General features: G+C 68.5%; 25 protein-coding genes. 20 read left to right on the top strand and 5 right to left on the bottom strand.

From position 1 onward, the window contains the following. The first annotated feature begins 68 nt into the window (after positions 1 to 68). The 4 genes from hemC to AC1RGU_RS18280 are packed head-to-tail and all read left to right on the top strand — an operon-like array spanning position 69 to position 4,149. A complete protein-coding gene (hemC, locus tag AC1RGU_RS18295; RefSeq protein WP_492697207.1) occupies positions 69 to 974 on the top strand; it encodes a hydroxymethylbilane synthase in 906 nt (301 codons plus the stop codon). Between the two features lie 19 nt (positions 975 to 993). After that, positions 994 to 1,764, top strand: coding sequence for a uroporphyrinogen-III synthase (locus AC1RGU_RS18290; RefSeq protein WP_159275619.1), 771 nt, complete (start codon positions 994 to 996; stop codon positions 1,762 to 1,764). Further along, positions 1,761 to 2,855 (top strand): uroporphyrinogen-III C-methyltransferase, encoded by a 1,095-nt coding sequence (locus AC1RGU_RS18285; RefSeq protein ID WP_062482753.1) that lies wholly within the window; start codon positions 1,761 to 1,763, stop codon positions 2,853 to 2,855. Before AC1RGU_RS18290 ends, AC1RGU_RS18285 begins: the two co-directional genes overlap by 4 nt. Before the next feature lie 7 nt (positions 2,856 to 2,862). After that, on the top strand, positions 2,863 to 4,149 hold the full coding sequence (locus AC1RGU_RS18280) for a heme biosynthesis protein HemY (protein ID WP_062482750.1): 1,287 nt from the start codon (positions 2,863 to 2,865) through the stop codon (positions 4,147 to 4,149). Between the two features lie 31 nt (positions 4,150 to 4,180). Here AC1RGU_RS18280 and AC1RGU_RS18275 read toward each other — a convergent pair whose 3' ends face one another. Further along, complete coding sequence (locus tag AC1RGU_RS18275; RefSeq protein ID WP_492697205.1) at positions 4,181 to 5,749, bottom strand: MFS transporter; 1,569 nt, start codon at positions 5,747 to 5,749, stop codon at positions 4,181 to 4,183. Positions 5,750 to 5,860: 111 nt separating this feature from the next. Here AC1RGU_RS18275 and AC1RGU_RS18270 point away from each other — a divergent pair, with 111 nt between their 5' ends. Next, on the top strand, positions 5,861 to 6,742 hold the full coding sequence (locus AC1RGU_RS18270) for a LysR family transcriptional regulator (RefSeq protein ID WP_492697203.1): 882 nt from the start codon (positions 5,861 to 5,863) through the stop codon (positions 6,740 to 6,742). Between the two features lie 61 nt (positions 6,743 to 6,803). On the opposite strand, the gene AC1RGU_RS18265 is transcribed toward AC1RGU_RS18270, so the two are convergent. Continuing rightward, positions 6,804 to 10,037 (bottom strand): Rne/Rng family ribonuclease, encoded by a 3,234-nt coding sequence (locus AC1RGU_RS18265; protein WP_492697202.1) that lies wholly within the window; start codon positions 10,035 to 10,037, stop codon positions 6,804 to 6,806. A 548-nt stretch (positions 10,038 to 10,585) separates the two neighbouring features. Between AC1RGU_RS18265 and AC1RGU_RS18260 the strand changes: the two genes are divergently transcribed. From AC1RGU_RS18260 to AC1RGU_RS18245, 4 genes are read left to right on the top strand one after another with little or no spacing between them, the layout of a single operon-like run. Beyond that, complete coding sequence (locus tag AC1RGU_RS18260) at positions 10,586 to 11,686, top strand: RluA family pseudouridine synthase (protein WP_492697200.1); 1,101 nt, start codon at positions 10,586 to 10,588, stop codon at positions 11,684 to 11,686. Continuing rightward, complete coding sequence (locus tag AC1RGU_RS18255) at positions 11,679 to 12,353, top strand: HAD family hydrolase (protein WP_369646079.1); 675 nt, start codon at positions 11,679 to 11,681, stop codon at positions 12,351 to 12,353. The genes AC1RGU_RS18260 and AC1RGU_RS18255 overlap by 8 nt, the downstream gene beginning before the upstream one ends. 10 nt (positions 12,354 to 12,363) lie before the next feature. Then, entirely contained in the window at positions 12,364 to 12,744 is a 381-nt protein-coding gene (locus AC1RGU_RS18250) for a Rieske (2Fe-2S) protein (protein WP_492697199.1), read from the top strand. After that, positions 12,741 to 13,781, top strand: a complete 1,041-nt coding sequence (locus AC1RGU_RS18245; protein WP_056572114.1) for a S49 family peptidase — start codon at positions 12,741 to 12,743, stop codon at positions 13,779 to 13,781. Before AC1RGU_RS18250 ends, AC1RGU_RS18245 begins: the two co-directional genes overlap by 4 nt. Before the next feature lie 13 nt (positions 13,782 to 13,794). Here AC1RGU_RS18245 and AC1RGU_RS18240 read toward each other — a convergent pair whose 3' ends face one another. The 3 genes from AC1RGU_RS18240 to AC1RGU_RS18230 are packed head-to-tail and all read right to left on the bottom strand — an operon-like array spanning position 13,795 to position 16,309. Next, positions 13,795 to 14,961, bottom strand: coding sequence for an MFS transporter (locus tag AC1RGU_RS18240; protein WP_492697197.1), 1,167 nt, complete (start codon positions 14,959 to 14,961; stop codon positions 13,795 to 13,797). 2 nt (positions 14,962 to 14,963) lie between these two features. After that, complete coding sequence (locus AC1RGU_RS18235; RefSeq protein WP_492697196.1) at positions 14,964 to 15,731, bottom strand: SAM-dependent methyltransferase; 768 nt, start codon at positions 15,729 to 15,731, stop codon at positions 14,964 to 14,966. Continuing rightward, the gene (locus tag AC1RGU_RS18230; protein WP_492697194.1) at positions 15,728 to 16,309 is read right to left on the bottom strand and encodes a Maf family protein; all 582 of its coding nucleotides are present in this window, start codon (positions 16,307 to 16,309) and stop codon (positions 15,728 to 15,730) included. The genes AC1RGU_RS18235 and AC1RGU_RS18230 overlap by 4 nt, the downstream gene beginning before the upstream one ends. An 86-nt stretch (positions 16,310 to 16,395) precedes the next feature. Between AC1RGU_RS18230 and AC1RGU_RS18225 the strand changes: the two genes are divergently transcribed. From AC1RGU_RS18225 to AC1RGU_RS18175, 11 genes are all read left to right on the top strand, one after another. After that, positions 16,396 to 16,953, top strand: coding sequence for a YceD family protein (locus AC1RGU_RS18225; RefSeq protein ID WP_492697729.1), 558 nt, complete (start codon positions 16,396 to 16,398; stop codon positions 16,951 to 16,953). A 173-nt stretch (positions 16,954 to 17,126) separates the two neighbouring features. Further along, on the top strand, positions 17,127 to 17,309 hold the full coding sequence (gene rpmF, locus AC1RGU_RS18220; RefSeq protein ID WP_057592299.1) for a 50S ribosomal protein L32: 183 nt from the start codon (positions 17,127 to 17,129) through the stop codon (positions 17,307 to 17,309). A gap of 61 nt (positions 17,310 to 17,370) precedes the next feature. Then, entirely contained in the window at positions 17,371 to 18,468 is a 1,098-nt protein-coding gene (gene plsX / locus AC1RGU_RS18215) for a phosphate acyltransferase PlsX (RefSeq protein WP_139702424.1), read from the top strand. Then, complete coding sequence (locus AC1RGU_RS18210; protein ID WP_070062242.1) at positions 18,468 to 19,445, top strand: beta-ketoacyl-ACP synthase III; 978 nt, start codon at positions 18,468 to 18,470, stop codon at positions 19,443 to 19,445. Before plsX ends, AC1RGU_RS18210 begins: the two co-directional genes overlap by 1 nt. A gap of 51 nt (positions 19,446 to 19,496) precedes the next feature. Then, a complete protein-coding gene (fabD, locus tag AC1RGU_RS18205; protein ID WP_492697192.1) occupies positions 19,497 to 20,450 on the top strand; it encodes an ACP S-malonyltransferase in 954 nt (317 codons plus the stop codon). A gap of 32 nt (positions 20,451 to 20,482) precedes the next feature. After that, positions 20,483 to 21,226, top strand: coding sequence for a 3-oxoacyl-ACP reductase FabG (fabG, locus tag AC1RGU_RS18200; RefSeq protein ID WP_062475549.1), 744 nt, complete (start codon positions 20,483 to 20,485; stop codon positions 21,224 to 21,226). A gap of 100 nt (positions 21,227 to 21,326) precedes the next feature. Beyond that, a complete protein-coding gene (gene acpP / locus AC1RGU_RS18195) occupies positions 21,327 to 21,566 on the top strand; it encodes an acyl carrier protein (RefSeq protein ID WP_007830471.1) in 240 nt (79 codons plus the stop codon). Positions 21,567 to 21,662: 96 nt separating this feature from the next. Beyond that, positions 21,663 to 22,907, top strand: a complete 1,245-nt coding sequence (gene fabF / locus AC1RGU_RS18190) for a beta-ketoacyl-ACP synthase II (RefSeq protein WP_095746467.1) — start codon at positions 21,663 to 21,665, stop codon at positions 22,905 to 22,907. Positions 22,908 to 22,920: 13 nt separating this feature from the next. After that, complete coding sequence (locus AC1RGU_RS18185; protein ID WP_492697190.1) at positions 22,921 to 23,403, top strand: hypothetical protein; 483 nt, start codon at positions 22,921 to 22,923, stop codon at positions 23,401 to 23,403. Positions 23,404 to 23,412: 9 nt separating this feature from the next. Next, positions 23,413 to 24,087, top strand: a complete 675-nt coding sequence (rpoE, locus tag AC1RGU_RS18180; protein ID WP_492697188.1) for an RNA polymerase sigma factor RpoE — start codon at positions 23,413 to 23,415, stop codon at positions 24,085 to 24,087. Positions 24,088 to 24,104: 17 nt separating this feature from the next. Continuing rightward, complete coding sequence (locus tag AC1RGU_RS18175; RefSeq protein ID WP_307586666.1) at positions 24,105 to 24,779, top strand: sigma-E factor negative regulatory protein; 675 nt, start codon at positions 24,105 to 24,107, stop codon at positions 24,777 to 24,779. The last annotated feature ends 29 nt before the right edge of the window (positions 24,780 to 24,808 follow it).

Genomic DNA, 24,808 nt, shown 5'->3' with positions numbered 1-24,808 from the left:
TCCGTTGCTGCGGCGCAACATGCTAGCATTCCAGAGGTCAGAAACCATGTACTTTTTTGGGAGCGATCTTGAGCAACATCGTGATCGCCACGCGCGAAAGCCGGCTGGCCCTGTGGCAGGCCGAACACGTGCAAACGCTTTTGCAAGAACGAGGCCACAGCGTCAGCCTGCTGGGCATGACGACCCGTGGTGACCAGATCCTGGACCGCACGCTGAGCAAGGTCGGCGGCAAGGGCCTCTTCGTCAAGGAACTCGAAGCCGCGCTCGAAGACGGGCGCGCCGACATCGCCGTGCATTCGCTCAAGGATGTGCCGATGGAGCTGCCCGAGGGCTTCACGCTGGCCTGCGTGCTGGAGCGCGAAGACCCGCGCGACGCGCTGGTGTCGCCGCGCTACGCCTCGCTCGACGAGCTGCCGCAGGGCGCGGTGGTCGGCACCTCCAGCCTGCGCCGCGTGGTGCTGCTGCGCGCGCAGCGGCCCGACCTGCGCATCGAACCGCTGCGCGGCAACCTCGACACCCGCCTGCGCAAGCTCGACGAAGGCCACTACGACGCCATCGTGCTGGCGGCGGCCGGGCTCAAGCGGCTGGGCCTCGAAGACCGCATCCGCGTCGCCTTCGACCCCGACACCATGCTGCCCGCCGCAGGGCAGGGCGCCCTCGGCATCGAGGTGCGCGCCGACCGCCAGGACCTCATCGACCTGCTGGCGCCGCTGGCGCACCGCGGCGACTGGCTCAGCACCACCGCCGAGCGCGCCGTGAGCCGCGCGATGGGCGGCAGCTGTTCCATGCCGCTCGCGGCCCATGCGCGTCGGCAGGCCGACGGCACGCTGCGCATCGACGCCGCCTGGGGCGACCCGGAAGGCGATGCGCCGCTGGTGCGTGTGCACGCGCTGGCCGAGGCCGGCGACTTCGCGGGGGCCGATGCCCTCGGCCAGCGCGCCGCCGGGCTGCTGCGCGACGCCGGTGCCCACTGATCACGGTGGGCGCCGAGCGATGCGCGCGGGGCCTGTCATCGTCACGCGGCCGGCGCACGAAGCGGCGGCGTGGGTCCGTGATTTCCAGTCGGCCGGGCTCGAGGCCGTGGCGCTGCCGCTGATCGCCATTGCGCCGGCGCTCGATGTGGAACCGCTGCGCGCCGCCTGGGCGCGGCTCGCGGACTACGCGGCGCTCATGTTCGTGAGCGCCACAGCCGTCGACCACTTCTTCCAGCACCGGGGCACCTCCACACTCGCCGGTTGCCGCTTCTGGGCCACCGGCCCGGGCACCGAGCGCGCACTGCTGCGTGCCGGCGTGCCGCCCGCCGCCATCGACGCGCCGCCACCCGGCGCCACGCGCTTCGACTCCGAGGCGCTGTGGGCGCTGGCCCACGGGCAGGTGTCGCCGGGCGTGCGCGTGCTCATCGTGCGCGGCGGCGACGAGGCCGGCCAGCCGGCCGGGCGCCAATGGCTGGCCCGCGAGATCGATGCCGCCGGCGGCGTGCGCGACACCGTCGTGGCCTACCGGCGCCTCGCGCCCGCGCTCGACGAGGCGCAGCGCCGTATCGCGACCGAAGCCGCAGGCGGACACGGCATCTGGCTCTTCAGCAGCTCGGAAGCCATCGGCAACCTGCAGCGCGCCATGCCGGGCACCTCGTGGCAGGCCGCGCGCGCCATCGCCACCCATGCACGCATCGGCGAAGCCGCACAGGCCGCGGGTTTCGGGGCGTTGCGTGTCTGCACACCCCTGCGGGAAGCGCTGATCGCGTCGATAGAATCCTTCGCATGAGCGCCGCGTCCCCGTCCGACGACCTTTCTCCCCCTTCCGCCGCCCCGGTGCAGGTGCCCGCCACGGTGGCGCCGCACCAGACGCCCGCCGCCCAGGCGGCTGCGGCCACCCTGCTGGCACGCATCGGCATGGGCCTCGTGGCCCTCGTGGCGCTGATCGCGCTGCTGTCGACCATCGCGCTGTGGCAGAAGGTCGGCGGCATGAAGGAACAGCTCGCGCGCCAGAGCGCCGAGGCCACCGCCCAGTCGATGGAAGCGCGCACGCTGGCGCGCCAGGCCAGCGACACGGTGCGCGATGCCGCCGCCCGCGTGGCCCTCATCGAGACCCGCGTGGCCGAAGTCGCGCTGCAGCGCTCACAGCTGGAAGAACTCATTCAAAGCCTCTCGCGTTCGCGCGACGAGAACCTGGTGATCGACATCGAATCCGCCGTGCGCCTCGCGCTGCAGCAGGCACAGGTCACCGGCAGCCTCGAGCCGCTGCTCGCCGCGCTCAAGGCCGGCGACCTGCGCATCGCACGCGCCGCGCAACCGCGGCTGGCGCCCGTGCAGCGCGCCATGCAGCGCGATGCCGACCGCCTGCGCAGCAGCGCCAGCACCGACAGCGCCGAAGCGCTGCAGAAGCTCGACGAACTGGTGCGCAGCGTGGACGACCTGCCCACGCTCAACGCGGTGGCCGTGCGCGGCAACGGCGTCAACGCCTGGCGTCCCGAACCCATTCCCGCTGATGCGCCCTGGTGGCAGCGTGTGCTGCTGACCATCCGCGGCGAGGCCCGCTCGCTGGTGCGCGTGGGCCGCATCGAGAGCCCCGAGGCGGTGCTGCTGGCGCCCGAGCAGTCGTACTTCCTGCGCGAGAACCTCAAGCTCAAGCTGCTCAACGCGCGGCTGTCGCTGTTGTCGCGCCAGATGGACGCCGCGCGCGGCGAACTGGGCCAGGTCACCACATCGCTCAACCGCTATTTCGATCCGGCCTCGCGCCGCACGCAGGCCGCGGCCACGCAGCTGCAGCAACTGCAGCAGCTCGTGCGCAGCACGGAGCCGGTGCGCATCGACGACACGCTGGCCGCGCTGACCACCGCGGCCGCAGGGCGCTGATCCGCTCATGCGCGCTGCAATCTGGCTCCTCGCGCTGTTCGCCGTCGCCGCGGCGGTGGCGCTCTTCGCCGGCAACAACCAGGGCACGATCACCGTGTTCTGGCCGCCGTGGCGGGTCGACCTCTCGCTGAACCTCGTGCTCGTGATCCTGCTGCTGACCTTCGTGCTGCTGCACGTTGCGTTGCGCGCGCTCGCGGCGCTGTTCTCGCTGCCCACGCAGGCGCGCCACTGGCGGCTGCAGCAGAAGGAACGCATGCTGCACTCCGCCTTGCTCGATGCGATGGTGCAGCTGATCGCCGGCCGCTTCTCGCGCGCCCGCAAGGCCGCGCAGGCCGCGCTCACGCAGGAAAAAACACTGGCCGCGCTCGGCGCCGAGCTGCCGCAGGCGCAGCAGGTGCGCGTGCTGTCGCACCTGCTGGCCGCTGAAAGCGCGCAGGCCCTGCAGGACAAGGCCGCGCGCGACGCCCACCTGCAGCAGGCTCTCAACGAAAGCGCCGACCGCACCGTGCTCGCGAGCCCTGAAACCCGCGAAGGCGTGCAACTGCGCGCCGCACGCTGGGCGCTCGATGACCGCGACCCGACGGCCGCGCTCGCACGGCTCGAAGAACTGCCGCAGGGCGCGCAGCGTCGCACGCTGGCGCTGCGGCTGCGGCTCAAGGCCGCGCGGCAGGACCGTCGCACGGTCGAGGCGCTCGACACCGCGCGCCTGCTGGCCAAGCACCGCGCCTTCTCCGACGCGGCGGCGCAAAGCATCGTGCGCGGCCTCGCAACCGAGCTGCTGACCGGCGCGCACGACCCGGCACAGCTGCTGCGTGCGTGGTCCGAACTCGATTCCGCCGAACGCCAGATGCCCGAAGTGGCCATCCACGCGGCCCAGCGCATGGTCGCGCTGCGTGGCGACCTGGCATTGGCGCGCGGCTGGCTGCTGCCGGCCTGGGAGCGCATGGTGGCGAACCCGCGCGGCCTCGGTGACGGGCTGCGCGTGAAGCTCACGCGCGCGCTCGAGGCGGGGCTCGACTCGGTCGACGCCGACTGGCTCGCACGCATCGAGAGCGCGCAGCGCAATAACCCGCGCGACGCCAACCTGCAGTACCTCGCCGGCATGGCCTGCATGAAGCGTCAGCTGTGGGGCAAGGCCCAGCAGCTGCTCACGCAGGCCGGGCTGGGCCTGCAGGACCCCGACCTCTACCGGCGCGCCTGGCTCGCGCTGGCCCAGCTGGCCGAGGCGCGCGAAGACCACGCGCAGGCGGCCGACGCGTGGAAGCGCGCGGCGCAGGTCGACAACACGCCCTGAGCGTTTTCTGGTTCCGTCGTGCGTCCTGGCCTCAGGAGCACGCGGATTCCTTTGCGGTCGCCAGGCCCGTTGTTCGTACCGACGGCTTGCCGTTGCCGAAGATCAGCAGGCTGAAGCCGGCCAGCACCCACACCCCGATCCCGCCGTAGAGCATCACCCAGCCGAAGCTGTGCACCAGCGCCGCATGCACGGCGGTGCCCGACGGATCGGCCTGCGCCAGCGCCGGGAATTGCTCGGGCAGCGAGGCGAAGCTGCCTGCCGCGACCTTTTCCGCCAGCGCGCGCAGCTGCTCTGCATCGAGCGATGCCGACAGGGCGCTCTTCAGATGCGAGTGAATCCCTTCGAGCAGGAGGAAGCCCATCAGCGCGATGTTGATGGCCAGCGTGATCAGCCGCGCGCTCATGTCCATGCCCGAGGCCATGCCCGCGCGCGCGCTCGACACCGAGCCGGTGGTGGTGTTGGTGACGGGCGTGTTCGTCAGCCCCAGCCCGATGCCGGCCAGCAGGCAGCCGGGCAGCAGCGTGAGCCAGCTTGCGTGCGCCACGCCGCTGCCCCAGCGCATCGCGACGAAGCCCAGGCCGATCACGAACAGCCCCGCCGGGATGACCACGCCGGGCCGGTAGCGCATCGACAGCCGCTCGGCCAGCGGCGGCAGCACGAGCGTGGGCAGCGTGTAGGCCAGCAGCGCCGAGCCGGCCGTGACGGCGTCGTAGCCCAGGCCGCTCTGGAAGTAGATCGGCAGGTAGATCATGAACGGCCAGAAGCTGAAGTTCATGCCGATGGAGCCGACGATCGAGCCCGAGAAATTGCGGATGCGGAACACCGAGAAGTCGAACATCGGGTGCGGGTTGATCTTTTCCACCCACACGAAGACCGCGAAGCAGGCCAGCGTCGCCACGAGGATGCTGATGGCCACGGGGCTCGCGAACCCAAGGCCCGGCCCCTGCGTGATGAAGTAGGTGAGGCCGAACACCGCGAGCGACAGCGTGACGATGCCCGGCAGGTCGAGCCGTTTCGCATCGGGGTCGCTGGACTCTTCCACGCTGCCCAGGACCAGCGCCAGTGCCACCACGGCCAGCGGCACATGGACCAGGAACACCCATTGCCAGCTCGACAGCGCCACGATCGCGCCGCCGACGATCGGCCCGAAACCCAGCCCCATGCCGAACACCACGCCCCAGATGGCGAAGGCCTTGCTGCGCTCCTTGCCTTCCTGGAACTGGTGTGAGAGCACCGCGAGCTGGCAGATCAGCATCGCGCCGCCGGCCAGGCCCTGCAGGAAGCGGCTGACGATCAGCACCGGCGCATTGCCCGCGACGCCGCAGGCCAGCGAGGTGGCGCCGAACAGCACCACGCCGACGATCAGCACGCGCTTGCGGCCGTAGCGGTCGGCCAGCGTGCCGGCGGCCATCAGCACCGTGGTGCAGGCGATGGTGTAGGCGTTCATGATCCACTGCATGTCGCTGAAGTCGCCATGCAGTGATTTTTCGAGCGTGGGAAGAATGACCGGCACGCTGGAGATTTCCAGGCCGAACATCAAGGCAATCAGGCAGACCGCGGACAGGGCGATCCGGTTCTTGCCGGCAGGGGAGAGGGACATCGGACGGTTTCCAAAAAGGCAGAGCGGCCGATTCTGGTGAAACCCTCTTCATGATGGAAATGATTTGATTTCCTAGAATTCATTAGGAAACATCATTGATCAAAACTCGCCATGGACTTCGACCCCACGCTGTTGCGCGCCTTCGTGGCCGTCAAGGAAACCGGCGGCTTCACGCGCGCCGCCGAGCGTCTGCACCTGACCCAGTCGGCCATCAGCCACCAGATCCGCAAGCTCGAGGAGCAGGTGGGTCGGCCGTTGCTGCACCGCACGACGCGCCGCCTCACGGTGACCGAGGACGGTGAAGATTTCCTGCGCTACGCGACGCAGATCCTGGACACGCTCGACGCGATGACGCGGCGCTTTCAGCCCTCGCCGATCTCGGGCGTGGTGCGTTTCGGCGTGCCGGACAACTTCATGGGCGACCGCCTGCCGCCGCTGCTCTCGCAGTTCGCGCGCGGGTTCCCGGCGGTGCGCATGGAGGTCTGCGTGAGCATGCACACCGACTTGCGCGCGGCCATCCGCGCCGGCGAGCTCGACCTCGCGGTCGTGATGTCGCCGCCCGACGTGGTGGAGGGCACCTGCCTGCGGCGCACGCAACTGGTGTGGGCTGCGGCCGAGGCCTTCGAGGCGCCGAAGGGCGCATCGCTGCCGCTGGCCTTCTTTCCGAAGCCGTGCGTCAACCGGCAGGTGGCCGGGTCGGCGCTCGATCTCGCGTCGTCGCTCGACTGGCACGTGGTCTTCACCTCGGCCAGCCCGCAGGGCATTCGCGCGGCGGTGCTGGCGGGGCTCGCGGTGACGGTGCTCACGCGCGAAGAGGTGGAGCCGGGCATGAAGATCGTCGACGGCCGCTACGGCCTGCCGCCGCTGCCGAGCGTGAACTTCTCGCTGATCTGGAGCGAGAACGGCAAGACGCCCTGCGCCTGCCGCTTCGGGCAGCTGATCCTGGAGATGCCGGACCTGCCCGGCGTCGAGGCACTGCCGCAGCAGGCCTGAACTCCGAAGCAAAAAAAACGGCGCCACGAAGGCGCCGTTTTCATTTGCGAGGGAGCAGGGCTCAGAGCGAGCGCTGCTGTTCCTGCGGCTGCTGTTGCTGCTGTTCGAACGGCAGCGACATCGAACCGAGGTCGCGACGCGTTTCGACCAGCACCAACGGACCTTCGTCCAGCACGATCACCGGCGGGCGTTCGCGCGGCACGTGCACCGGCTTCGGCTCGGCGGCGATCGCGGCGCGCGCCTGCGCGATGCGCTCGGCATCCGAGTTGACCCACTGCAGGCCCGAGCTTTCGGCGATCTGCGCGAGTTCGTTCAACGGCAGTTCGAAGGCTTGCACCTTGGGCAGTGCGCGGCCGTTGCCGGCGGGCGCTGCTGCTGCGGGCTTGGCTGCGGCTTCGACCACGATGGGCGCTGCGACGGGTGCCGGTGCGGGCGCGGCGGGGCGCTCGAAGCGCTGCTGCTCCTGCACCTGCGGTGCCGGTTCGCGCACTTCGACAGCGGTGGCCACCACCGCCACGGCAGCGGCTTCCGCCACCAGCGGCAGTTGCTGCTGAGGCTGGCGCTCGGCCTGGCCTTCGGCAGCCACGGCGCCTTCGGCGACCGGTGCGGCGTCTGCGCCGTTGGCTTCGTTGCCGGCGTCGTCACGCGGACCGCGTTCGCGGCGGTCACGGCCGTAGCGGTCGCGCGAACGGCCGCGGCGCTCTTCGCCTTCGCGGCGCGGGGCTTGCTGCTCGTTGCCTTCGTTGTTGTTGCCTTGCTCGGCATCGCCGGCGGCAGCCGATTCGGCCGCGCGTGCGTCGCCTTCGTTGGCGGCAGGCGCGTCGTTGCGGCGCTCGCGGCGGCCGTCGTTGCGCTCACCGCGCGGGCCGCGCGACTCGTCGCCACGGCCGTTGCGGGGCTGGCGCTCGCCGTCGCCGGCGGCGGCTTCGTCGCGCGGCTGTTGCTGCTGTGCGTCGCCGTTGCGCTCACCGCGCTCGTTGCGTTCGCCGCCACGTTCACCACGCTCGCCGCGCTCGCCACGTTCACGGCGCTCGCCGCGGGCGCGCGGTGCGCGTTCCGCTGCGGCATTGCCGTTCTCGTCGCCGCCGGGTGCCGGCTGCTGCTGCTGCGCGTCGAGGTTCAGGTTGCCGTCGAGCAGGGCTTCGGCCGGCGCGTTGCGGCCTTCGCCACCTTCGCGGCGCTCGCCGCGACCGCCACGGCGTTGTTCGCCGTCGCGCGGTGCGCGTGCTTCACGGGGCTCGCGTTGCTCGCGTGCCGGGTTGATGCTGTCGTTGCGTTGCTCGGTGTTGCGAGCTTCGCCGCGGCGTTCGCCACCGCCGCCTTCACGGCGCTCGCCACCGCGTCCGCCACGGCGGTCGCCGTCGCGTCCACCCGAACGGCCGCCGCCTTCGCCACGGCCTTCGCCGCCGCGTCCGCCGCGGCGCTGTTCGCCATCGGCGCCGCGCGCACCGCGCGTTTCGCCGTCACGGCCCGGGCGACCGCCTTCGCGGCGGGGCTTCGGTGCTTCGACCGGAATGGCGCTGGGGGCCGGTGCCGGTGCGGGTGCCGGCGAGGCGCCGCCGAAGAAGCTCTTGATCCAGGCCATGAAGCCGGTCTGTGCCGGGGCCGGAGCGACCACCGCGGGCGGGGCCACCGGTGCGGGAGCAGGCGCAGCGCGCACCGCTTCGGGCTTGGGCGGCACCACGGGCGCGGGTGCGTCGGGCAGCACGCCCTTGATGACCGGCGTCTGCTTGTTGGTGGGCTCTTGCGAACGGCGCGTGACCGAGGTCGGGTCTTCGATCTCGTCGGCCATCTTGTAGCTGGCTTCGATGTGATCGAGGCGCGGATCGTCGTGCTTCAGGCGCTCGAGCTTGTAGTTTGGCGTTTCGAGCGTCTTGTTGGGCACCATCAGCACGGTGACGCGCTGCTTGAGCTCGATCTTGGCGATTTCGGGGCGCTTTTCGTTCAGCAGGAACGAGGCGACTTCCACGGGCACCTGCACATGCACGGCGGCCGTGTTGTCCTTCATGGACTCTTCCTGAATGATGCGCAGGATCTGCAGCGCGCTCGATTCGGTGTCGCGGATGTGGCCCGAGCCGCCGCAACGGGGGCAGGGGATCGACGAACCTTCGGACAGCGCCGGCTTCAGGCGCTGTCGGCTCATTTCCATCAGGCCGAACTTGCTGATCGAGCCGAACTGCACGCGGGCGCGGTCTTGCCGGAGCGCGTCGCGCAGGCGGCTTTCGACTTCGCGGCGGTTCTTCGACTCGTCCATGTCGATGAAGTCGATGACGATCAGGCCGCCCAGGTCGCGCAGGCGCATCTGGCGGGCCACTTCGTCGGCGGCTTCGAGGTTGGTGCGGGTGGCGGTCTCTTCGATGTCGCCGCCCTTGATGGCGCGGGCCGAGTTCACGTCGACCGAGACCAAGGCTTCGGTGTGGTCGATCACGATGGCGCCGCCCGAAGGCAGCTGCACGGTGCGGGCGTAGGCCGACTCGATCTGGTGCTCGATCTGGAAGCGGCTGAACAGGGCCGCGTCGTCGCGGTAGCGCTTCACGCGGGCGGCATGCTCGGGCATGACGTGCGCCATGAACTGCTGCGCCTGGTCGTAGATGTCGTCGGTGTCGATCAGGATGTCGCCGATGTCGTGATTGAAGTAATCACGGATGGCGCGGATGACGAGCGACGATTCCTGGTAGATCAGGAAGGCGCCCTTGCCGCCCTTGGCTGCGCCGTCGATGGCGGTCCAGAGCTTGAGCAGGTAGTTCAGGTCCCACTGGAGTTCGGGCGCCGAGCGGCCGATGCCGGCGGTGCGCGCGATGATGCTCATGCCCTTCGGGTACTCGAGCTGGTCCATCGCCTCCTTGAGTTCGGCGCGGTCGTCGCCCTCGATGCGGCGCGACACGCCACCGCCACGGGGGTTGTTGGGCATCAGCACGACATAGCGGCCGGCCAGCGAGATGAAGGTGGTGAGGGCGGCGCCCTTGTTGCCGCGTTCTTCCTTTTCGACCTGGACGGTGAGTTCCTGGCCTTCACGGATCACGTCCTGGATGCGGGCCTGGCTGGCCGACACGCCTTCGGCGAAGTACTGCTTGGAGATTTCCTTGAACGGCAGGAAGCCGTGGCGGTCTTCGCCGTAGTCGACGAAACAGGCTTCGAGCGACGGCTCGACGCGGGTCACGACCGCCTTGTAGATGTTGCCCTTGCGCTGTTCGCGCCCTTCGATTTCGATTTCGTAGTCGAGCAGTTTCTGCCCGTCGACGATGGCCAGGCGGCGTTCTTCGGCCTGCGTGGCATTGATCAGCATCCGCTTCATGATGCGTTGTCCTTATATGTATCGTTCTACCGGCTCATGACGAGCCAACGATGCACGGACGACGCCCGCGAAACCAGGGAATTGCCGCTTGGCCCCGGATGCTGTGACTGCCGCGCCAGGCGCGAGCAGGCCTCTCGAGCGTCAGCTCAAGAAGACAGCCGGGGTGGGGGCGCGTGGATGGGCGCGAGCCAGATTCGGTGTTGGGTAGCTATCTTTTTGATAGCTGATTGCGCAAGGGTGGCGCGCACTGCGGGCGATTCAATGCCTGAGGCGACTGGTCGAAACCAGGTCGACCAGCGCAGGCATATTTGAATCAGCAGCATCAACACAACAAGGGACTCGCTTCGATCCGCCTGCAGCTTGGAAGCTGCAGGCTGGGTATTCCGTATCGGTGTTTCGTGGGTGTCGGCTTGACTTGGGTGCCTGGCCTGCCACTTTGCGCGATTGCGCGGGGTTTGCGGGCTGGACGCCAAAGCGGCATCGACCTCACAGCATGGTCGTCAGTGCTCTAAACTTCTGTCTAATCAAGCACTTACACGACCGCGCTGGTGAAAAACATTATAGGTGCGAAGAAAAGCCCCGCGGGGGCTCCAAATCCCGCGGATCGACCCGCGGGCGCCGACACCGGCACGCCGCACGCCGCCATCCACTTCCTGACCGTCGACGCCGAATCCGCCGGGCAACGGCTCGACAACTTCCTGTTTCGCCATCTGAAAGGCGTGCCGAAGACGCACGTCTACCGGATCATCCGGTCGGGCGAAGTGCGCATCAACAAGGGCCGCGCCCAGGCTGACACCCGCATCGAAGACGGTGACCTGGTCCGGATTCCGCCGGTCCGCATATCGTCGCGCGCCGAAGAGGGCGCCACGCCGCCCGCGCCGGCGCGCGAGTTTCCGGTGTTGCTCGAAGACGAGGCCGTGCTGGCCATCGACAAGCCCGCCGGTGTCGCGGTGCACGGCGGCAGCGGCGTGAGCTTCGGCGTGATCGAACAATTGCGCACGGCGCGTCCGGGCGCCAAGTTCCTGGAACTGGTGCACCGGCTCGACCGCGAAACCTCCGGTATCCTGCTGGTCGCCAAGAAACGCAGCGCACTGGTGGCATTGCAGGACCAGTTTCGCGAGCGCGAAACCGGCAAGACCTACCTGGCGCTGGTCGAAGGCGACTGGCCCGCCAACAAGAAGGTGCTCGACGCGCCGCTGGCCAAGTACCTGCTGCCCGACGGTTCGGGCGCCGGTGCCGGCGAACGCCGCGTGCGCGTGGTCGCCAAGGACCACCCCGACGCGATGCGCGCCGTCACGCTGGTGCGCGTGCTGGCCCGCCTCAGCCTGCCGGGCGACGCCACGCCGCTGTCATTGCTGGCGGTGACCATCAAGACCGGGCGCACCCACCAGATCCGCGTGCACCTGGCCTCGGCCGGGCATCCGATTGCCGGCGACGACAAATATGGCGAGTCCGATCGGCAGCGTGCCTTGCACAAACTCGGCCTCAAGCGCATGTTCCTGCATGCGTGGCGGCTGCAATTCAACCACCCGGCCAGCGGCGAGCGCATTGCGCTGCAGGCCGGACTGCCGCCCGAGCTGCATGCGCTGATGTCGCGTGCGGCGCTCGAGGCGATGGCGCAACACCCCACCCCCACGGCCCATGACTGATTCTTCCGTTCGCCCCCCGCGCTTCGACCTGATCGCCTTCGACTGGGACGGCACGCTCTACGACTCCACCCGCCTGATCGTGCGCTGCATCCAGGCGGCCGTGGTCGATGTCGGCGGCGCCAAGCCCAGCGAGGACGATGCCGCCTGGGTGATCGGCCTGGGCCTGGCCGAGGCGCTCGCGCGCGCGGCGCCCGACGTGCCGAAGGAAAAATACCCCGAGCTCGGCGCCCGCTACCGCTACCACTTCCTGCAGCACCAGGACGACCTCGTGCTGTTCGACGGCGTGCTGCCCATGCTCGATGCGCTGCGCGCGCGCGGCCACAAGCTGGCCGTGGCCACGGGCAAGTCGCGCCGCGGCCTCAACGAGGCCCTGAAGACGGTGGCGCTGCGCGACCGCTTCGACGCCTCGCGCACCGCCGACGAAACCTTCGGCAAGCCGCATCCGCGCATGCTGCTCGAACTGATGGAAGAGCTCGACGTGCCGGCCGAGCGCACGCTGATGATCGGCGACACCACGCACGACCTGCAGCTGGCGCAGAACGCCGGCTGCGCCAGCGTGGGCGTGGGCTTCGGCGCGCATGCGTCGTCGACCTTCGACGAATTCAAGCCGCTGTACGTGGCGCAGTCGATCGCCGAGCTGCAGGCCTGGCTGCTCGACAACGCCTGAGGGACGCTGCATGAGCGACCAGCGCATCCCGTTGTGCAATGCCTCGGATCTGGTCGAGGGCGGCAACGCCGTGCCCTTCGACGTGGTCCACGGCGGCGAAACCTGCCGCGCCTTCGCGGTGCGCTTCGAGGGCCTGCCGCATGCGTACCTCAACCGCTGCAGCCATGTGGCGATGGAGATGGACTTCCAGCCCGACCGCTTCTTCGACGACAGCGGCCAGTGGCTGCTGTGCGCCACCCACGGCGCCGTCTACAAGCCCGATACCGGCGAATGCGCGGGCGGGCCCTGCCGCGGCGGGCTCGTGAAGATCGCGCTGAGCGAAGAAGACGGCGTGGTGCACTGGCATACTGACTGGAACCTCCAACCTCCAACCTCTTTCCTTCTGACATGACCGATCCGAACCGCAGGGAACCCCAGGGTTTCGAACCGCTGGAGCCGGCCGTCCCCCTCACGACATCCCAAGACAGCCCCCGCACCATGGCCCAAGATCCCACGCAGCGCCCCGGGTGGGAGCGCGCCACGCTCGAGAAACTCGCGTTCGCCTCCCTGAATGAGCAGAAGGCCACGCGCCGCTGGAAGACCTTCGTGCGCCTGGGCTGGCTGGCCTTCTTCGTGTTCCTGGCCTGGTTTGCGTTCTCGCGCAGCACGCCCAGCACCGCCAAGACCACGGCCCACACGGCCGTCGTCGAGATCAAGGGCGAGATCGCCAACGGCGGCGACGCCAGCGCCGAGTTCGTGATCGCCGCCATGAAGACGGCCTTCGAGGACGAGGGTGCCAAGGGCGTGGTGCTGCTGATCAACTCGCCCGGCGGCAGCCCGGTGCAGGCCGGCATCATCAACGACGAGATCAAGCGCCTGAAGGCCAAGCACAAGAAGCCGGTCTACGCGGTGGTCGAAGAAACCTGCGCCTCGGCGGCCTACTACATCGCTGCGGCCGCCGACAAGATCTTCGTCGACAAGGCCAGCATCGTCGGCAGCATCGGCGTGCTGATGGACGGCTTCGGCTTCACCGGCGTGATGGAAAAGGTCGGCGTCGAGCGCCGCCTGCTGACGGCCGGTGAAAACAAGGGCTTCCTCGATCCGTTCAGCCCGATGAACGACGCGCAGCGCGCGCATGCCCAGTCGATGCTCAACCAGATCCACACCCAGTTCATCAACGTGGTGAAGACAGGCCGTGGCGACCGCCTCAAGCTCGACACCCCGGGCCTGTTCAGCGGCCTGTTCTGGAGCGGCGAGCAGGCCGTCGAGTTCGGCCTGGCCGACCAGCTGGGCAACGTCGACTTCGTGGCACGCGAGGTGATCAAGGCCGAGGAAGTCATCGACTACACGCGCCGCGACAACGTGGCCGAGAAGCTGGCCAAGAAGTTCGGCGCCGCCATGGGCGCGGCCTCGGTGAGTGCGCTGAAGACTTCGCCGGCGCTGCGCTGAGCGCGGCTTTTTTTCAGGCGGCGCTGCTGTCGCCGCTGCCGGTGAACCGGGCCGAGGCCGCCAGCGCGGCGGCAAAGGCCACCACCACATAGAGCGCGGCGGTCAGCGTGCTGACCCGCGCCAGCAGGCCGATCACCGCGGGCCCTGCCATGAACCCCAAGTAAGCGATGGCCGACACGGCGGCAATGCCATTGGCGGGCGCCACGCCCGGCACGCGGGCCGAGGCGCCGAACAGGATCGGCACCACATTCGCGAAACCAACGCCGACGCCTGCGAAGCCGAGCAGTGCGAGCCAGGGCAGGTCGGTCAGCAATACCAGCGTCATCGCCCCCGCCGCGAGGAGGCCACTGCCGCGCAGCAAGGCCGTGGGTGAGAAACGGGCGCGCATCGCATCACCGCCAAAACGTGCGGCTGCCATCGCGGCGGAAAAGCTCGCATAGGCCAGCGCGGCCTGCTGCTGCGGGCTGCCCAGTTCCTGCTGCATGTAGAGCACGCTCCAGTCGTAGATGGCGCCCTCGGCGATCAGCCCCAGCGCGGCCAGCACGCCGAGCACCGCGAGCACGCCGCGTGGCAGACGAAAGCCGTGGTCCGCCGCAGCCGCACCGTCGGCGGGTGCGGCCGGCGTGGGCAGCATGCGCGTCGACGCGATTGCGACCAGCCCGATCATCACCACGGCCACCGTCCACAAGTGGGTCTGCGGCGCCATGCCGGCGGCCAGCGCCGCGCTGCCGCTCGCGGCGCCGACCATGCCGCCGAGGCTGAACATGCCGTGCATGCCGCTCATCAACGGCTGATTGCCGCGCAACTCGAGCTGTGCGGCCTCGGTGTTGATCGCCACGTCGAACACGCTGGTGACCAGGCCGAACACCGCCAGCAGGCCCAGCAGCGCGGCATAGCCGGGCATCGCGATCAGGCCGGCGATCAGCAGGGCGTAGATGCAACCACAGAGGGCGGCCATGCGGCGCGGGCCGTGGCGGCCGATCCAGCGCCCGGCGCTGGTCAGGCCGACCATCGCGCCGGCACCGGCCGCGAGCATGGCGAGCCCGAGCTGCGCCTCGTCGATGGCGTAGTGCGCCTTGACTGTCGGCACGTGCACGCCCCAGGTCGCGAAGATGAAGCCCGACGCGAAGAACTGGGCGCGCGACGCCCAGCGCGTACCGGCCGTGACGCCCGGCCCCACCCTCAGCGCCCGATCGCGAACACGGCGGGCAGGCGCTCGTCGGTCGTGGCCTGCGGCTTGGCGGCGCGCCAGGCTTTCACCGTCTCGCTGCGCACCTGCGCGGTGGCGAGCGTCAGGCCGCGCGCCACCGCGAGACGGGTGTTGTGCTGCAGCGTCTGCACCAGCGCCTGCAGCAGGGCGGCATTGCGGTACGGCGTTTCGATGAAGAGCTGCGTCTGACCGGTCTTGAGTGCGAGCGCCTCGAGTTCGCGGATGCGCGCCTGGCGTTCGCCGCCATCCTGCGGCAGGTAGCCGACGAAGGCGAAGTTCTGTCCGTTCAGGCCGCTTGCTGCGAGGGCCAGCAGCAAAGACACCGGTCCGGTGAGCGGGACGACGGTGATGCCCAGGTCGTGCGCGGCGCGTGCCACCGATGAGCCCGGATCGGCCACCGCGGGCATGCCGGCTTCGCTCAGCAGGCCGATGTCGTGGCCTTCGAGCGCGGCGGCCAGCAGCGGGCGGGCGTCGAACTGGCCGGCGTGGTCGCCTTTCTTGTGCACTTCGCGCGGCAGTTCCTGGATGTTCTGCGCCTGCAGTGGCGCAGCCAGCGGCACGACGGCGTCGATGCGCTTCAGGTAGGCGCGGGCCGACTTGGCGTTCTCGCAGATCCAGTGCGTGATGCCGGCGGCGGCCTGCAGCGTGCCCAGCGGCAGGGCGTCCTGCAGCGGGGCCTGGAGGTCGCAGCCGAAATCGAGCGGCGCGGGGACGAGGTAGAGCTTGCCTTTTGTGGTCACAGCAGGTCGACCCCCGCGGCGCGCAGCATCCGGCAGGTGCGGATCAGGGGCAGGCCGACCAGCGCGGTCGGGTCGTCGCTGTCGATGGCATCGAGCAGCGCGATGCCGAAGCCCTCGCTCTTGGCGCTGCCGGCGCAGTCGTAGGGCTGTTCGGCTAATAGATAGCGTTCGATGGCGGCATCGGAGAGGTCGCGGAACACCACGCGCACGGGGGCGATGTCGCGCTGGACGAAGTCCGTCGCATGGCAGACAACGGCCACGGCGGTCTGAAAGATCAGCGTCTGGCCGCGCATGCGGCGCAGCTGGGCGGTGGCTCGTACGTGGTCGCCGGGCTTGCCAAGCGCTTCGCCCGCGAGGTCGGCGACCTGGTCGGAGCCGATCACCACCGCCTCGGGAAAGCGCGCGGCCACGGCGTTGGCTTTTTCCAGCGCTAGGCGCTCGGCCAGCGCGCGGGGCGTCTCGCCTGCGAGTGGGGTTTCGTCGACTTCGGGGGCGTGCACCTCGAAGGGCACATGGAGGCGGGTGAGCAGTTCGCGCCGGTAGCGCGAGGTCGAGGCGAGGATCACGGTGCGTTGCATGCAGCGATTGTGCGTGAGCGACCGGACCCGACCGGCTCGGCGGGTTGCTCGCCTGGGAGGCCGGCCGGCGCGCTAGACTGGGACGGATGAAGAGAGAATTTGCCCCCGAAAGGCTCAATGTGCCCGCGTTCACCGCGGCGGCTGCCACGCTGGATGGTGCCGATCCGGTCCCGGGTTTCGCACGCCTGGTCGCCGAACTGGCGACGCCGGCCACCGATGCCGTGGTCCGCTGGGAAGCGACCGGCGAAGAGCGCCCCGGCGCCGACGGCAAGGCAACGCCCTGGCTGCACCTGGATGTCGAAACCACCGTGCCCCTGGTCTGCCAGCGCTGCCTGTCGCCGGTCGATACCGGACTGTTCGTGGACCGCTGGTTCCGTTTCGTGGCCGACGAGGCCACGGCCGAGGCGGAAGATGAGGAGTCCGACGAAGACCTGCTGGTTGTCAGCCGCGACTTCGACATGCGCGGGTTGATCGAGGACGAGCTGCTGATGGAAATCCCCGTCATGCCGGTCCACGACGTGTGCCCGACGCCGGTGCGCCTGTCCTCCAGCGACGACGATTTCCAGGCGGCCGAAGAGGCCAAGCCGAACCCCTTCGCCGTGCTTGGTGCGTTGCGTCCGCGCAAGCCCGAAGAGGGAAAGTAGCCCTTTCTCTCTGGCTGGGCTATAATCATGGGCTTCGCGCGCGCCGCCGTGAGCAGCAATGCATACAAGGCAAAGGCAGAACGTGGCATTCCATGCATGCCGCCGGAGCTTTCGCCTCATTGCCACCGCTTGAGCCCGCATCCAGTCACCCACCTAACCGTCCAGGAGCCATCATGGCCGTCCAGCAAAACAAGAAGTCGCCTTCCAAGCGCGGCATGCACCGTTCCCACAACGCCCTGGGCGTGCCCGGCATCGCTGTCGAGCCCACCACCGGCGAAACGCACCTGCGCCACCACATCAGCCCGAACGGTTTCTACCGCGGCCGTCAGGTGCTCAAGAACAAGTCCGAAGCCTGATCTCGAATCCCAAGGCCAAGGCCCGAAGCTACTTTTGCTGTAGCGTCGGGCCTTTGTTTTGATGGCTGCGCCTTTTTCTCCCGAACTCACTGCTGCGCCCGCCGCAATCACGCTCGCCGTGGATTGCATGGGGGGTGACCATGGGCCGCGTGTCACGCTCGCGGCCTGCCGCGCGTTTCTCGAGCGGCACAGCGAAGCCTCGTTGCTGCTCGTCGGTGCGCCGGCCGCATTGGCGGGGTTTGCCGACCATCCGCGCGCCCGCATCGTGCCGGCCAGCGAAGTGGTCGGCATGGACGATCCCATCGAAATCGCCCTGCGCAAGAAGAAGGATTCTTCGATGCGCGTCGCGATCCAGCAGGTCAAGGATGGTGCGGCGCAAGCGGCGATATCTGCCGGCAACACGGGTGCATTGATGGCGATCGCGCGCTATCTGCTTAAAACGCTCGACGGCATCGATCGGCCTGCCATTGCGCCCCAGCTACCGAACGTGAAGGGTGGGGCGACCACCGTGCTCGATCTCGGCGCGAACGTCGATTGCGATGCCGAAGACCTGCTCCAGTTCGCCGTGCTCGGCTCGGCGCTCGTTTCGGCATTGACCGGTAACGAATCGCCTTCGGTAGGTCTGCTCAATATTGGCGAAGAGGCCATCAAGGGCAGCGAAACCATCAAGAAGGCCAGCCAACTGCTGCGTGCAGCTGCCAACTCCAAGGATCTGAACTTCTACGGCAACGTCGAAGGGAACGACATTTTCAAGGGCACGACCGACATCGTCGTGTGCGACGGATTTGTCGGCAATGTGGCGCTGAAGGCCAGCGAAGGCGTCGCGTCGATGATCGGCGAGTTCATTCGTGTCGAGTTTTCGCGAAACATTCTCACGAAACTGGCGGCTATTGTTGCTTACCCGGTTCTAAAAGCATTCAAAGGTCGTCTGGATCACCGCCGCTACAACGGCGCGGCCCTGCTCGGCCTGCGCGGGCTGGTGTTCAAGAGCCATGGCTCGGCCGACGAAGTGGCTTTCGGCCATGCGTTGGATCGCGCTTATGATGCCGCTCGCAACAACCTGCTCGATCGCGTGCGGGCCCGCATCGCCCACGCCGCGCCTTTGCTCGCGCGGCAGGAGTCGGCGGCGCCGGCCGACGCGACAGCCCTTCACGCTTGATGACCCCTTTTTCGCGCATTACCGGCACCGGCAGTTACCTGCCCCCTCGCCGCGTCACCAATGACGACCTTGCCAAGGATCTGGCGACACGCGGCATCGAAACTTCCGATCAGTGGATCGTCGAGCGCACCGGCATTCACGCGCGCCACTTCGCGGCGCCCGATGTCAGCAGCAGCGATCTCGGCCTCGAAGCCGCGAAGCATGCGCTGGAAGCCGCCGGCCGCAAGGCGAGCGACGTCGACCTGATCATCGTCGCGACCTCGACGCCGGACATGGTGTTCCCGTCGTCGGCCGCGATCCTCCAGCACAAGCTCGGCATTGCCGGCTGCCCGGCCTTCGACGTCCAGGCGGTCTGCAGCGGTTTCGTCTACGCACTGACGGTGGCCGACGCGATGATCCGCACGGGCACCGCGCGTTGCGCGCTGGTGATCGGCGCCGAAGTGTTCTCCCGCATCCTCGACTTCAACGACCGCACCACCTGCGTGCTGTTCGGCGACGGCGCGGGCGCGGTGGTGCTCGAGGCCTCCGATGAGCCCGGCATCCTGGCCAGCGACCTGCATGCCGACGGCAAGCACGTCGGCATTCTGTGCGTGCCCGGCCACGTGTCGGGCGGCAACGTGCTCGGCACGCCGCTGCTGCACATGGACGGCCAGGCCGTCTTCAAGCTGGCGGTTCGCGTGCTCGAGGACGCCGCGCGCGCCACGCTCGCCAAGGCGGGCAAGACCGAAGCCGACATCGACTGGCTGATCCCGCACCAGGCCAACATCCGCATCATGGAAGGCACGGCCAAGAAGCTGAAGCTGCCGCGCGAGAAGCTGGTGGTCACGGTGCACGAGCACGGTAACACCTCGGCCGCCTCGATCCCGCTGGCGCTCGACGAAGCCGTGCGCTCGGGCAAGGTGAAGAAGGGTGAGACCCTCATGCTGGAAGGCGTGGGCGGTGGCTTCACCTGGGGCGCGGTGCTATTGAATCTGTAGTGCGTCGCGGCGCCCCGAAGCGGGCGTCGGCGCGGTGACGAAGAAACAACAATGAAATCCTTTGCTTTTGTCTTTCCGGGTCAGGGCTCGCAGGCGGTCGGCATGCTCGACGCCTGGGGCGATCACCCGGCCGTGGCCGAAACCCTGCGCGAAGCCTCCGAAGCGCTGGGTGAAGACATTGGTGCACTGATCAAGAACGGCCCCAAGGAAGAGCTGGCGCTCACCACCAACACGCAGCCCGTGATGCTGGTGGCCGGCGTGGCTGCCTGGCGTGCCTGGCTGGCCGAAGGCGGCGCCACGCCGTCCGTCGTGGCGGGCCATTCGCTGGGCGAGTATTCGGCGCTGGTGGCTTCGGGCGTGCTCACGCTCGCGCAGGCCGCGCCGCTGGTGCGTTTCCGTGCGCAGGCCATGCAGCAGGCGGTGCCGGTCGGCGTTGGCGCGATGGCGGCGATCCTCGGCATGGCGTCCGACAAGGTGGTCGCCGGCTGCGCCGAAGCCACCGCCACGTTCGGCCCCGGCAGCGCCGAAGTGGTCGAGGCCGTGAACTTCAACGATCCGATGCAGACCGTGATCGCCGGCAGCAAAGCCGCGGTCGACAAGGCCTGCGAGCTGCTGAAGGCCAACGGCGCCAAGCGCGCATTGCCGCTGCCGGTGTCGGCGCCGTTCCATTCGAGCCTGATGAAGCCCGCGGCCGAAGCCCTGCGCGAGAAGCTCGCGAGCGTGGCGCTGGCCGCGCCGGAGATTCCGGTGCTCAACAACATCGACGTGGCCGTCGAGACCGATGCCGACCGCATCCGCGAAGCCCTGGTGCGCCAGGCCGCCGGTCCGGTGCGCTGGGTCGAGAGCGTTCAGGCCTTGAAACTGCGCGGTGCAACCGCCATCATCGAGTGCGGTCCCGGCAAGGTGCTGGCCGGCATGGTGAAGCGCATCGCCCCCGAACTGGAAGCCGCGTCGGTGTACGACCCAGCCACCCTCGCGGACGTCCGACAATCGCTCGCCGGCTGAACGCCGCCAGGCCCCGATACTTTTTCTCTTTTATGAGCACTCCCAAATTCGAAGGCCAGGTCGCCCTGGTCACCGGCGCAACGCGCGGCATCGGCGCTGCCATTGCGCTCGAACTGGCGCAGCGCGGCCTGAAGGTCGTGGGCACCGGTACCACCGACGATGGCGCCGCCAAGATCACCCAGGCGCTGAGCGCGTTCGACGGCCGCGGCCGTGCGCTCGACGTGAACGACGGCGCTGCCGTCGAAGCCCTGATCGACGAGATCGTGCAGGCTTACGGCGCGATCCATGTGCTGGTCAACAACGCCGGCATCACGCGCGACACGCTCGCCATGCGCATGAAGGATGACGACTGGGATGCGGTGCTCGACACCAACCTCAAGGCCGTTTTCCGTCTCTCGCGCGCGGTGATCCGCCCGATGATGAAGCAGCGCTATGGCCGCATCATCAGCATCACGAGCGTGGTGGGCGCGTCCGGCAATGCCGGCCAGGCCAACTACGCGGCCGCCAAGGCCGGCGTGTCGGGCATGACCCGTGCGCTGGCCCGCGAACTCGGCAGCCGCAACATCACGGTCAACTGTGTCGCGCCGGGCTTCATCGAAACCGACATGACGGCCAGCCTGCCGGAAGCCCAGCAACAGGCGCTGCTCTCGCAGATCCCGCTGGGCCACCTGGGCAAGCCGGCCGACATCGCGCATGCGGTGGCCTACCTCGCATCGCCGCAGGCCTCGTACGTGACGGGGCAGGAGCTGCACGTCAACGGCGGCATGCACATGTAGCCGAAAGGCGCAATCTTTTTCCGTACCGGAGCGCGGGGCAAATGCCACGGGCCGCCCGGCTAAAATCCACCAGTTACCTACAACCCTTAGAGGGAATCAAATGAGCGATATCGAAGCACGTGTCAAGAAAATCATCGCCGAGCAGCTCGGCGTGGAAGAGTCCCAAGTGACGAACGAAAAGGCTTTCGTGGCCGACCTCGGCGCTGACTCGCTCGACACGGTCGAACTCGTGATGGCACTCGAAGACGAGTTCGGCATCGAGATCCCGGACGAAGACGCAGAGAAGATCACGACGGTGCAGAACGCCGTCGACTACGCCACCAAGAATCAAAAGGCCTGATCGGCCAGCTGACACTGCAACGACGGCCGGCGGCTCTTTTTTCAACCGCCCGCGCCGATCGGCAGCTGCTCAGCGCTTCCAGAAAGGTTTGCCGGCATGACCAAACGCCGCGTCGTCGTGACCGGACTCGGTTGCATCGCTCCTGTCGGAAACACCGCAACCGAATCCTGGACCAACCTGTTGGCCGGGAAGTCGGGCATTGCGAACATCACCGCGTTCGATGCAAGCGCCTTCGCCTGCAAGTTCGCCGGTGAGGTCAAGGGTTTCGACATCACCCAATACATCTCGGAGAAAGAAGCGCGTCACATGGACCGCTTCATTCATCTGGGACTCGCCGCCGCCATCCAGGCGGTGCAGGACAGCGGACTGCCGACCGGCGACGCGCTGCCCTATGAAAAGGCCGTGCGCATCGGCTGCAACATCGGTTCGGGCATCGGCGGTCTGCCGATGATCGAACAGACGCACGGCGAATACGCGAGCCGCGGCCCGCGCCGCATTTCGCCGTTCTTCGTGCCGGCGTCGATCATCAACATGATCTCGGGCCACGTCTCGATCAAGTACGGCTTCAAGGGCCCGAACATCGCCGTCGTGACCGCCTGCACAACCGGCCTGCATGCCATCGGCACGTCGGCACGCATGATCGAGTACGGCGATGCCGACGTCATGATCGCGGGCGGCGCCGAATCGACCATCTCTCCGCTCGGCATCGGCGGCTTCACCGCGCCTCGCGCATTGAGCACCCGCAACGACGATCCCGCCACGGCCTCGCGCCCGTGGGACAAGGACCGCGACGGCTTCGTGCTGGGCGAGGGCGCCGGCGTGCTGGTGCTCGAGGAGTACGAACACGCCAAGGCGCGCGGCGCCAAGATCTACGCGGAAGTCTCCGGCTTCGGCATGACGGGCGACGCGTACCACATGACCGCACCTGACGTCGACGGCCCGCGCCGTTCGATGGCGATGGCACTGGCCAATGCGGGTGTCAACGCCGACGAGGTCCAGTACCTGAACGCGCACGGCACTTCGACGCTGATCGGTGACCTCAACGAGACCAACGCGGTCAAGCTGGCGTTCGGCGATCACGCGAAGAAGCTCGTCGTCAATTCGACCAAGTCCATGACCGGCCACCTGCTGGGCGGCGCGGGCGGCATCGAATCGGTGTTCACGGTGCTTGCGCTGCATCACCAGAAGAGCCCGCCGACGATCAACATCTTCAACCAAGATCCGGAGTGCGATCTCGACTACTGCGCCAACGAGGCGCGCGATCTGAAGATCGATGTCGCGGTCAAGAACAACTTCGGCTTCGGCGGTACCAACGGTACGCTGGTGTTCAAGCGCGCTTGAGCGTCGCTCTCCCATGCACAGCGCACCGTCGGTGACCTATCCGGTGGGGCGCACCCGCGGTGCAACCCGGATTCTCCTGGCTCTTTGGACCTTGGGCGTCTGCTGCGCGGGCGCGGCCTGCTATCTGTTCGATAGCAATGGCTGGCGCCAGTTGCTGCTGCTTCTCAGCGTCGTCTTTTCCGGTGTCGCCGCGGGCTTTGGCCTGCGGCGGGACGGTGCAGCCACGTTGCACTTCGACGGATCGCATTGGTCGCTGACCGGTGCCGATCCGTCGCGCGGCGTGCTCGCTGCACGCGCCATCGTGGCGCTTGATTTCCAGTCGTTGCTGCTGATCCGCCTGGCCGAGCCTGGCCGTGCTGCGCGCTGGGTCTGGCTCGAGCAGCGGGCCATGCCTGAGCGCTGGCGCGACGTGCGCCGCGCGGTCTACGCGCGGCCCCCGGCGGCCGAGCCGGCTGGCGACCCCTGGCGCGCGACCGCTCCGGCCGATGCGCCCTGACCCGTTTCGATGACCACTTCCTTGCCGCCCGCGCCCCCGGAGTCCGCGTCGCCCGATGGGGCTGCGGAGGCGCCGCGCCCGGGTGAGGTCGATTTCCAGCTGGTCCAGCGCACCGTCGCGGGCGACCAGAAGGCGTTCGAGCTGCTGGTCATCAAGTACCAGCGCCGCATCGAACGGCTGATCGGGCGCATGGTGCGCGATGTCGACCTGATCGAGGACATCGCCCAGGAAACCTTCATCCGCGCCTACCGCGCGCTGCACCAGTTCCGCGGCGAGGCGCAGTTCTACACCTGGCTGTACCGGATCGCCGTGAACACCGCCAAGAAGGCGCTGGTGGACATGAAGCGCGATCCGACCGTCTCCGAAAGCGCACTGCGTTCGTCCTCGGACGACGAAGATGAAACTTACCGTCCTGGAAACGAACCAACCAGCGATGAAACCCCCGAATCGGTCATGGCGGCGAATGAAATCGCCAGTGCCGTCGAGGCTGCCATGGAAGCGCTCCCCACCGAGTTGCGCCAGGCGGTCACGCTGCGCGAGATCGAGGGGATGAGTTACGAAGAGATTGCCGAGGTCATGGATTGCCCGATCGGCACGGTGCGCTCGCGTATTTTCCGGGCGCGCGAGGCCATTTCGGCCAGGGTCAAGCCGCTGCTGGACAACCAGTCCGGCAAGCGTTGGTAGATCAGCAGGTGAATGACATGAATCAGACGATGACGGTTCGGGAACAGGTGTCCGCACTGGCGGACGGCCATTTGCAGGGCGAGGCGTTCGCGCGTGCGATCGAATCCGTCTGCGCCGAGGACGACTCGCGCGACGCCTGGCACGCGTACCACGTGGTGGGCGATGTGCTGCGCTCGTCGGCGCATTCGCGCTGCAGCGACACCTCGGCCTTCCTGGCGCGCTTCCAGCAGCGGCTGGCGCAGGAGCCGGTCGTGATCGCTCCGCCCGCGGCCGTGGCACCGCTGGCAGCCGTGCCGGCCGCGATGCCCGTGCGGCAACGCGCCGAGGCGGCCAACGAGCCGGTTTTCCGCTGGAAGCTGGTGGCCGGCGCCGCGTCGCTGATGGCCGTGGCGGCCATCAGCTGGACGCTGGTCGGCAACGGTGCCGCGGTGCCGAGCGGCGGTGCACAACTGGCAGCGGCGCAGCAGCCCGTGGCGAACTCGGTTCTGGCGGCGGCTGCCGGTGGCAGTGCGTTGCCCAGCAACGGCGCCCTGACGCCGACCCGCGTGCTGGTCGGCAGCGGCAATCCGCAGGTCATGCTGCGCGATCCGCGCCTTGACCAGCTGCTCGAAGCCCACCAGCAGGCCGGTGGTGCATCGCAAATGCCGTCCGGTTTCCTGCGCAACGCCACCTTCGAGGGCCCCACGCGCTGATTGCGCGACCGTCGCCGCCTGCAATGACC

It is taken from the genome of Variovorax sp. GW823-FHT02B07 (assembly GCF_058797695.1).
Note: the sequence above shows the minus strand (reverse complement) of the source record. Positions and strands in the feature narration are given on the sequence as shown.

What these genes read in the sequence shown, in the direction of transcription:
- AC1RGU_RS18290 (WP_159275619.1), top strand. Translation starts at nt 994, where the DNA reads ATGCGCGCGGGGCCTGTCATCGTCACGCGGCCGGCGCACGAAGCGGCG.
- AC1RGU_RS18285 (WP_062482753.1), top strand. Translation starts at nt 1,761, where the DNA reads ATGAGCGCCGCGTCCCCGTCCGACGACCTTTCTCCCCCTTCCGCCGCC.
- AC1RGU_RS18280 (WP_062482750.1), top strand. Translation starts at nt 2,863, where the DNA reads ATGCGCGCTGCAATCTGGCTCCTCGCGCTGTTCGCCGTCGCCGCGGCG.
- AC1RGU_RS18275 (WP_492697205.1), bottom strand. Translation starts at nt 5,749, where the DNA reads ATGTCCCTCTCCCCTGCCGGCAAGAACCGGATCGCCCTGTCCGCGGTC.
- AC1RGU_RS18270 (WP_492697203.1), top strand. Translation starts at nt 5,861, where the DNA reads ATGGACTTCGACCCCACGCTGTTGCGCGCCTTCGTGGCCGTCAAGGAA.
- AC1RGU_RS18265 (WP_492697202.1), bottom strand. Translation starts at nt 10,037, where the DNA reads ATGAAGCGGATGCTGATCAATGCCACGCAGGCCGAAGAACGCCGCCTG.
- AC1RGU_RS18255 (WP_369646079.1), top strand. Translation starts at nt 11,679, where the DNA reads ATGACTGATTCTTCCGTTCGCCCCCCGCGCTTCGACCTGATCGCCTTC.
- AC1RGU_RS18250 (WP_492697199.1), top strand. Translation starts at nt 12,364, where the DNA reads ATGAGCGACCAGCGCATCCCGTTGTGCAATGCCTCGGATCTGGTCGAG.
- AC1RGU_RS18245 (WP_056572114.1), top strand. Translation starts at nt 12,741, where the DNA reads ATGACCGATCCGAACCGCAGGGAACCCCAGGGTTTCGAACCGCTGGAG.
- AC1RGU_RS18230 (WP_492697194.1), bottom strand. Translation starts at nt 16,309, where the DNA reads ATGCAACGCACCGTGATCCTCGCCTCGACCTCGCGCTACCGGCGCGAA.
- AC1RGU_RS18225 (WP_492697729.1), top strand. Translation starts at nt 16,396, where the DNA reads ATGAAGAGAGAATTTGCCCCCGAAAGGCTCAATGTGCCCGCGTTCACC.
- rpmF (WP_057592299.1), top strand. Translation starts at nt 17,127, where the DNA reads ATGGCCGTCCAGCAAAACAAGAAGTCGCCTTCCAAGCGCGGCATGCAC.
- plsX (WP_139702424.1), top strand. Translation starts at nt 17,371, where the DNA reads ATGGCTGCGCCTTTTTCTCCCGAACTCACTGCTGCGCCCGCCGCAATC.
- AC1RGU_RS18210 (WP_070062242.1), top strand. Translation starts at nt 18,468, where the DNA reads ATGACCCCTTTTTCGCGCATTACCGGCACCGGCAGTTACCTGCCCCCT.
- fabD (WP_492697192.1), top strand. Translation starts at nt 19,497, where the DNA reads ATGAAATCCTTTGCTTTTGTCTTTCCGGGTCAGGGCTCGCAGGCGGTC.
- fabG (WP_062475549.1), top strand. Translation starts at nt 20,483, where the DNA reads ATGAGCACTCCCAAATTCGAAGGCCAGGTCGCCCTGGTCACCGGCGCA.
- acpP (WP_007830471.1), top strand. Translation starts at nt 21,327, where the DNA reads ATGAGCGATATCGAAGCACGTGTCAAGAAAATCATCGCCGAGCAGCTC.
- fabF (WP_095746467.1), top strand. Translation starts at nt 21,663, where the DNA reads ATGACCAAACGCCGCGTCGTCGTGACCGGACTCGGTTGCATCGCTCCT.
- AC1RGU_RS18185 (WP_492697190.1), top strand. Translation starts at nt 22,921, where the DNA reads ATGCACAGCGCACCGTCGGTGACCTATCCGGTGGGGCGCACCCGCGGT.
- rpoE (WP_492697188.1), top strand. Translation starts at nt 23,413, where the DNA reads ATGACCACTTCCTTGCCGCCCGCGCCCCCGGAGTCCGCGTCGCCCGAT.
- AC1RGU_RS18175 (WP_307586666.1), top strand. Translation starts at nt 24,105, where the DNA reads ATGAATCAGACGATGACGGTTCGGGAACAGGTGTCCGCACTGGCGGAC.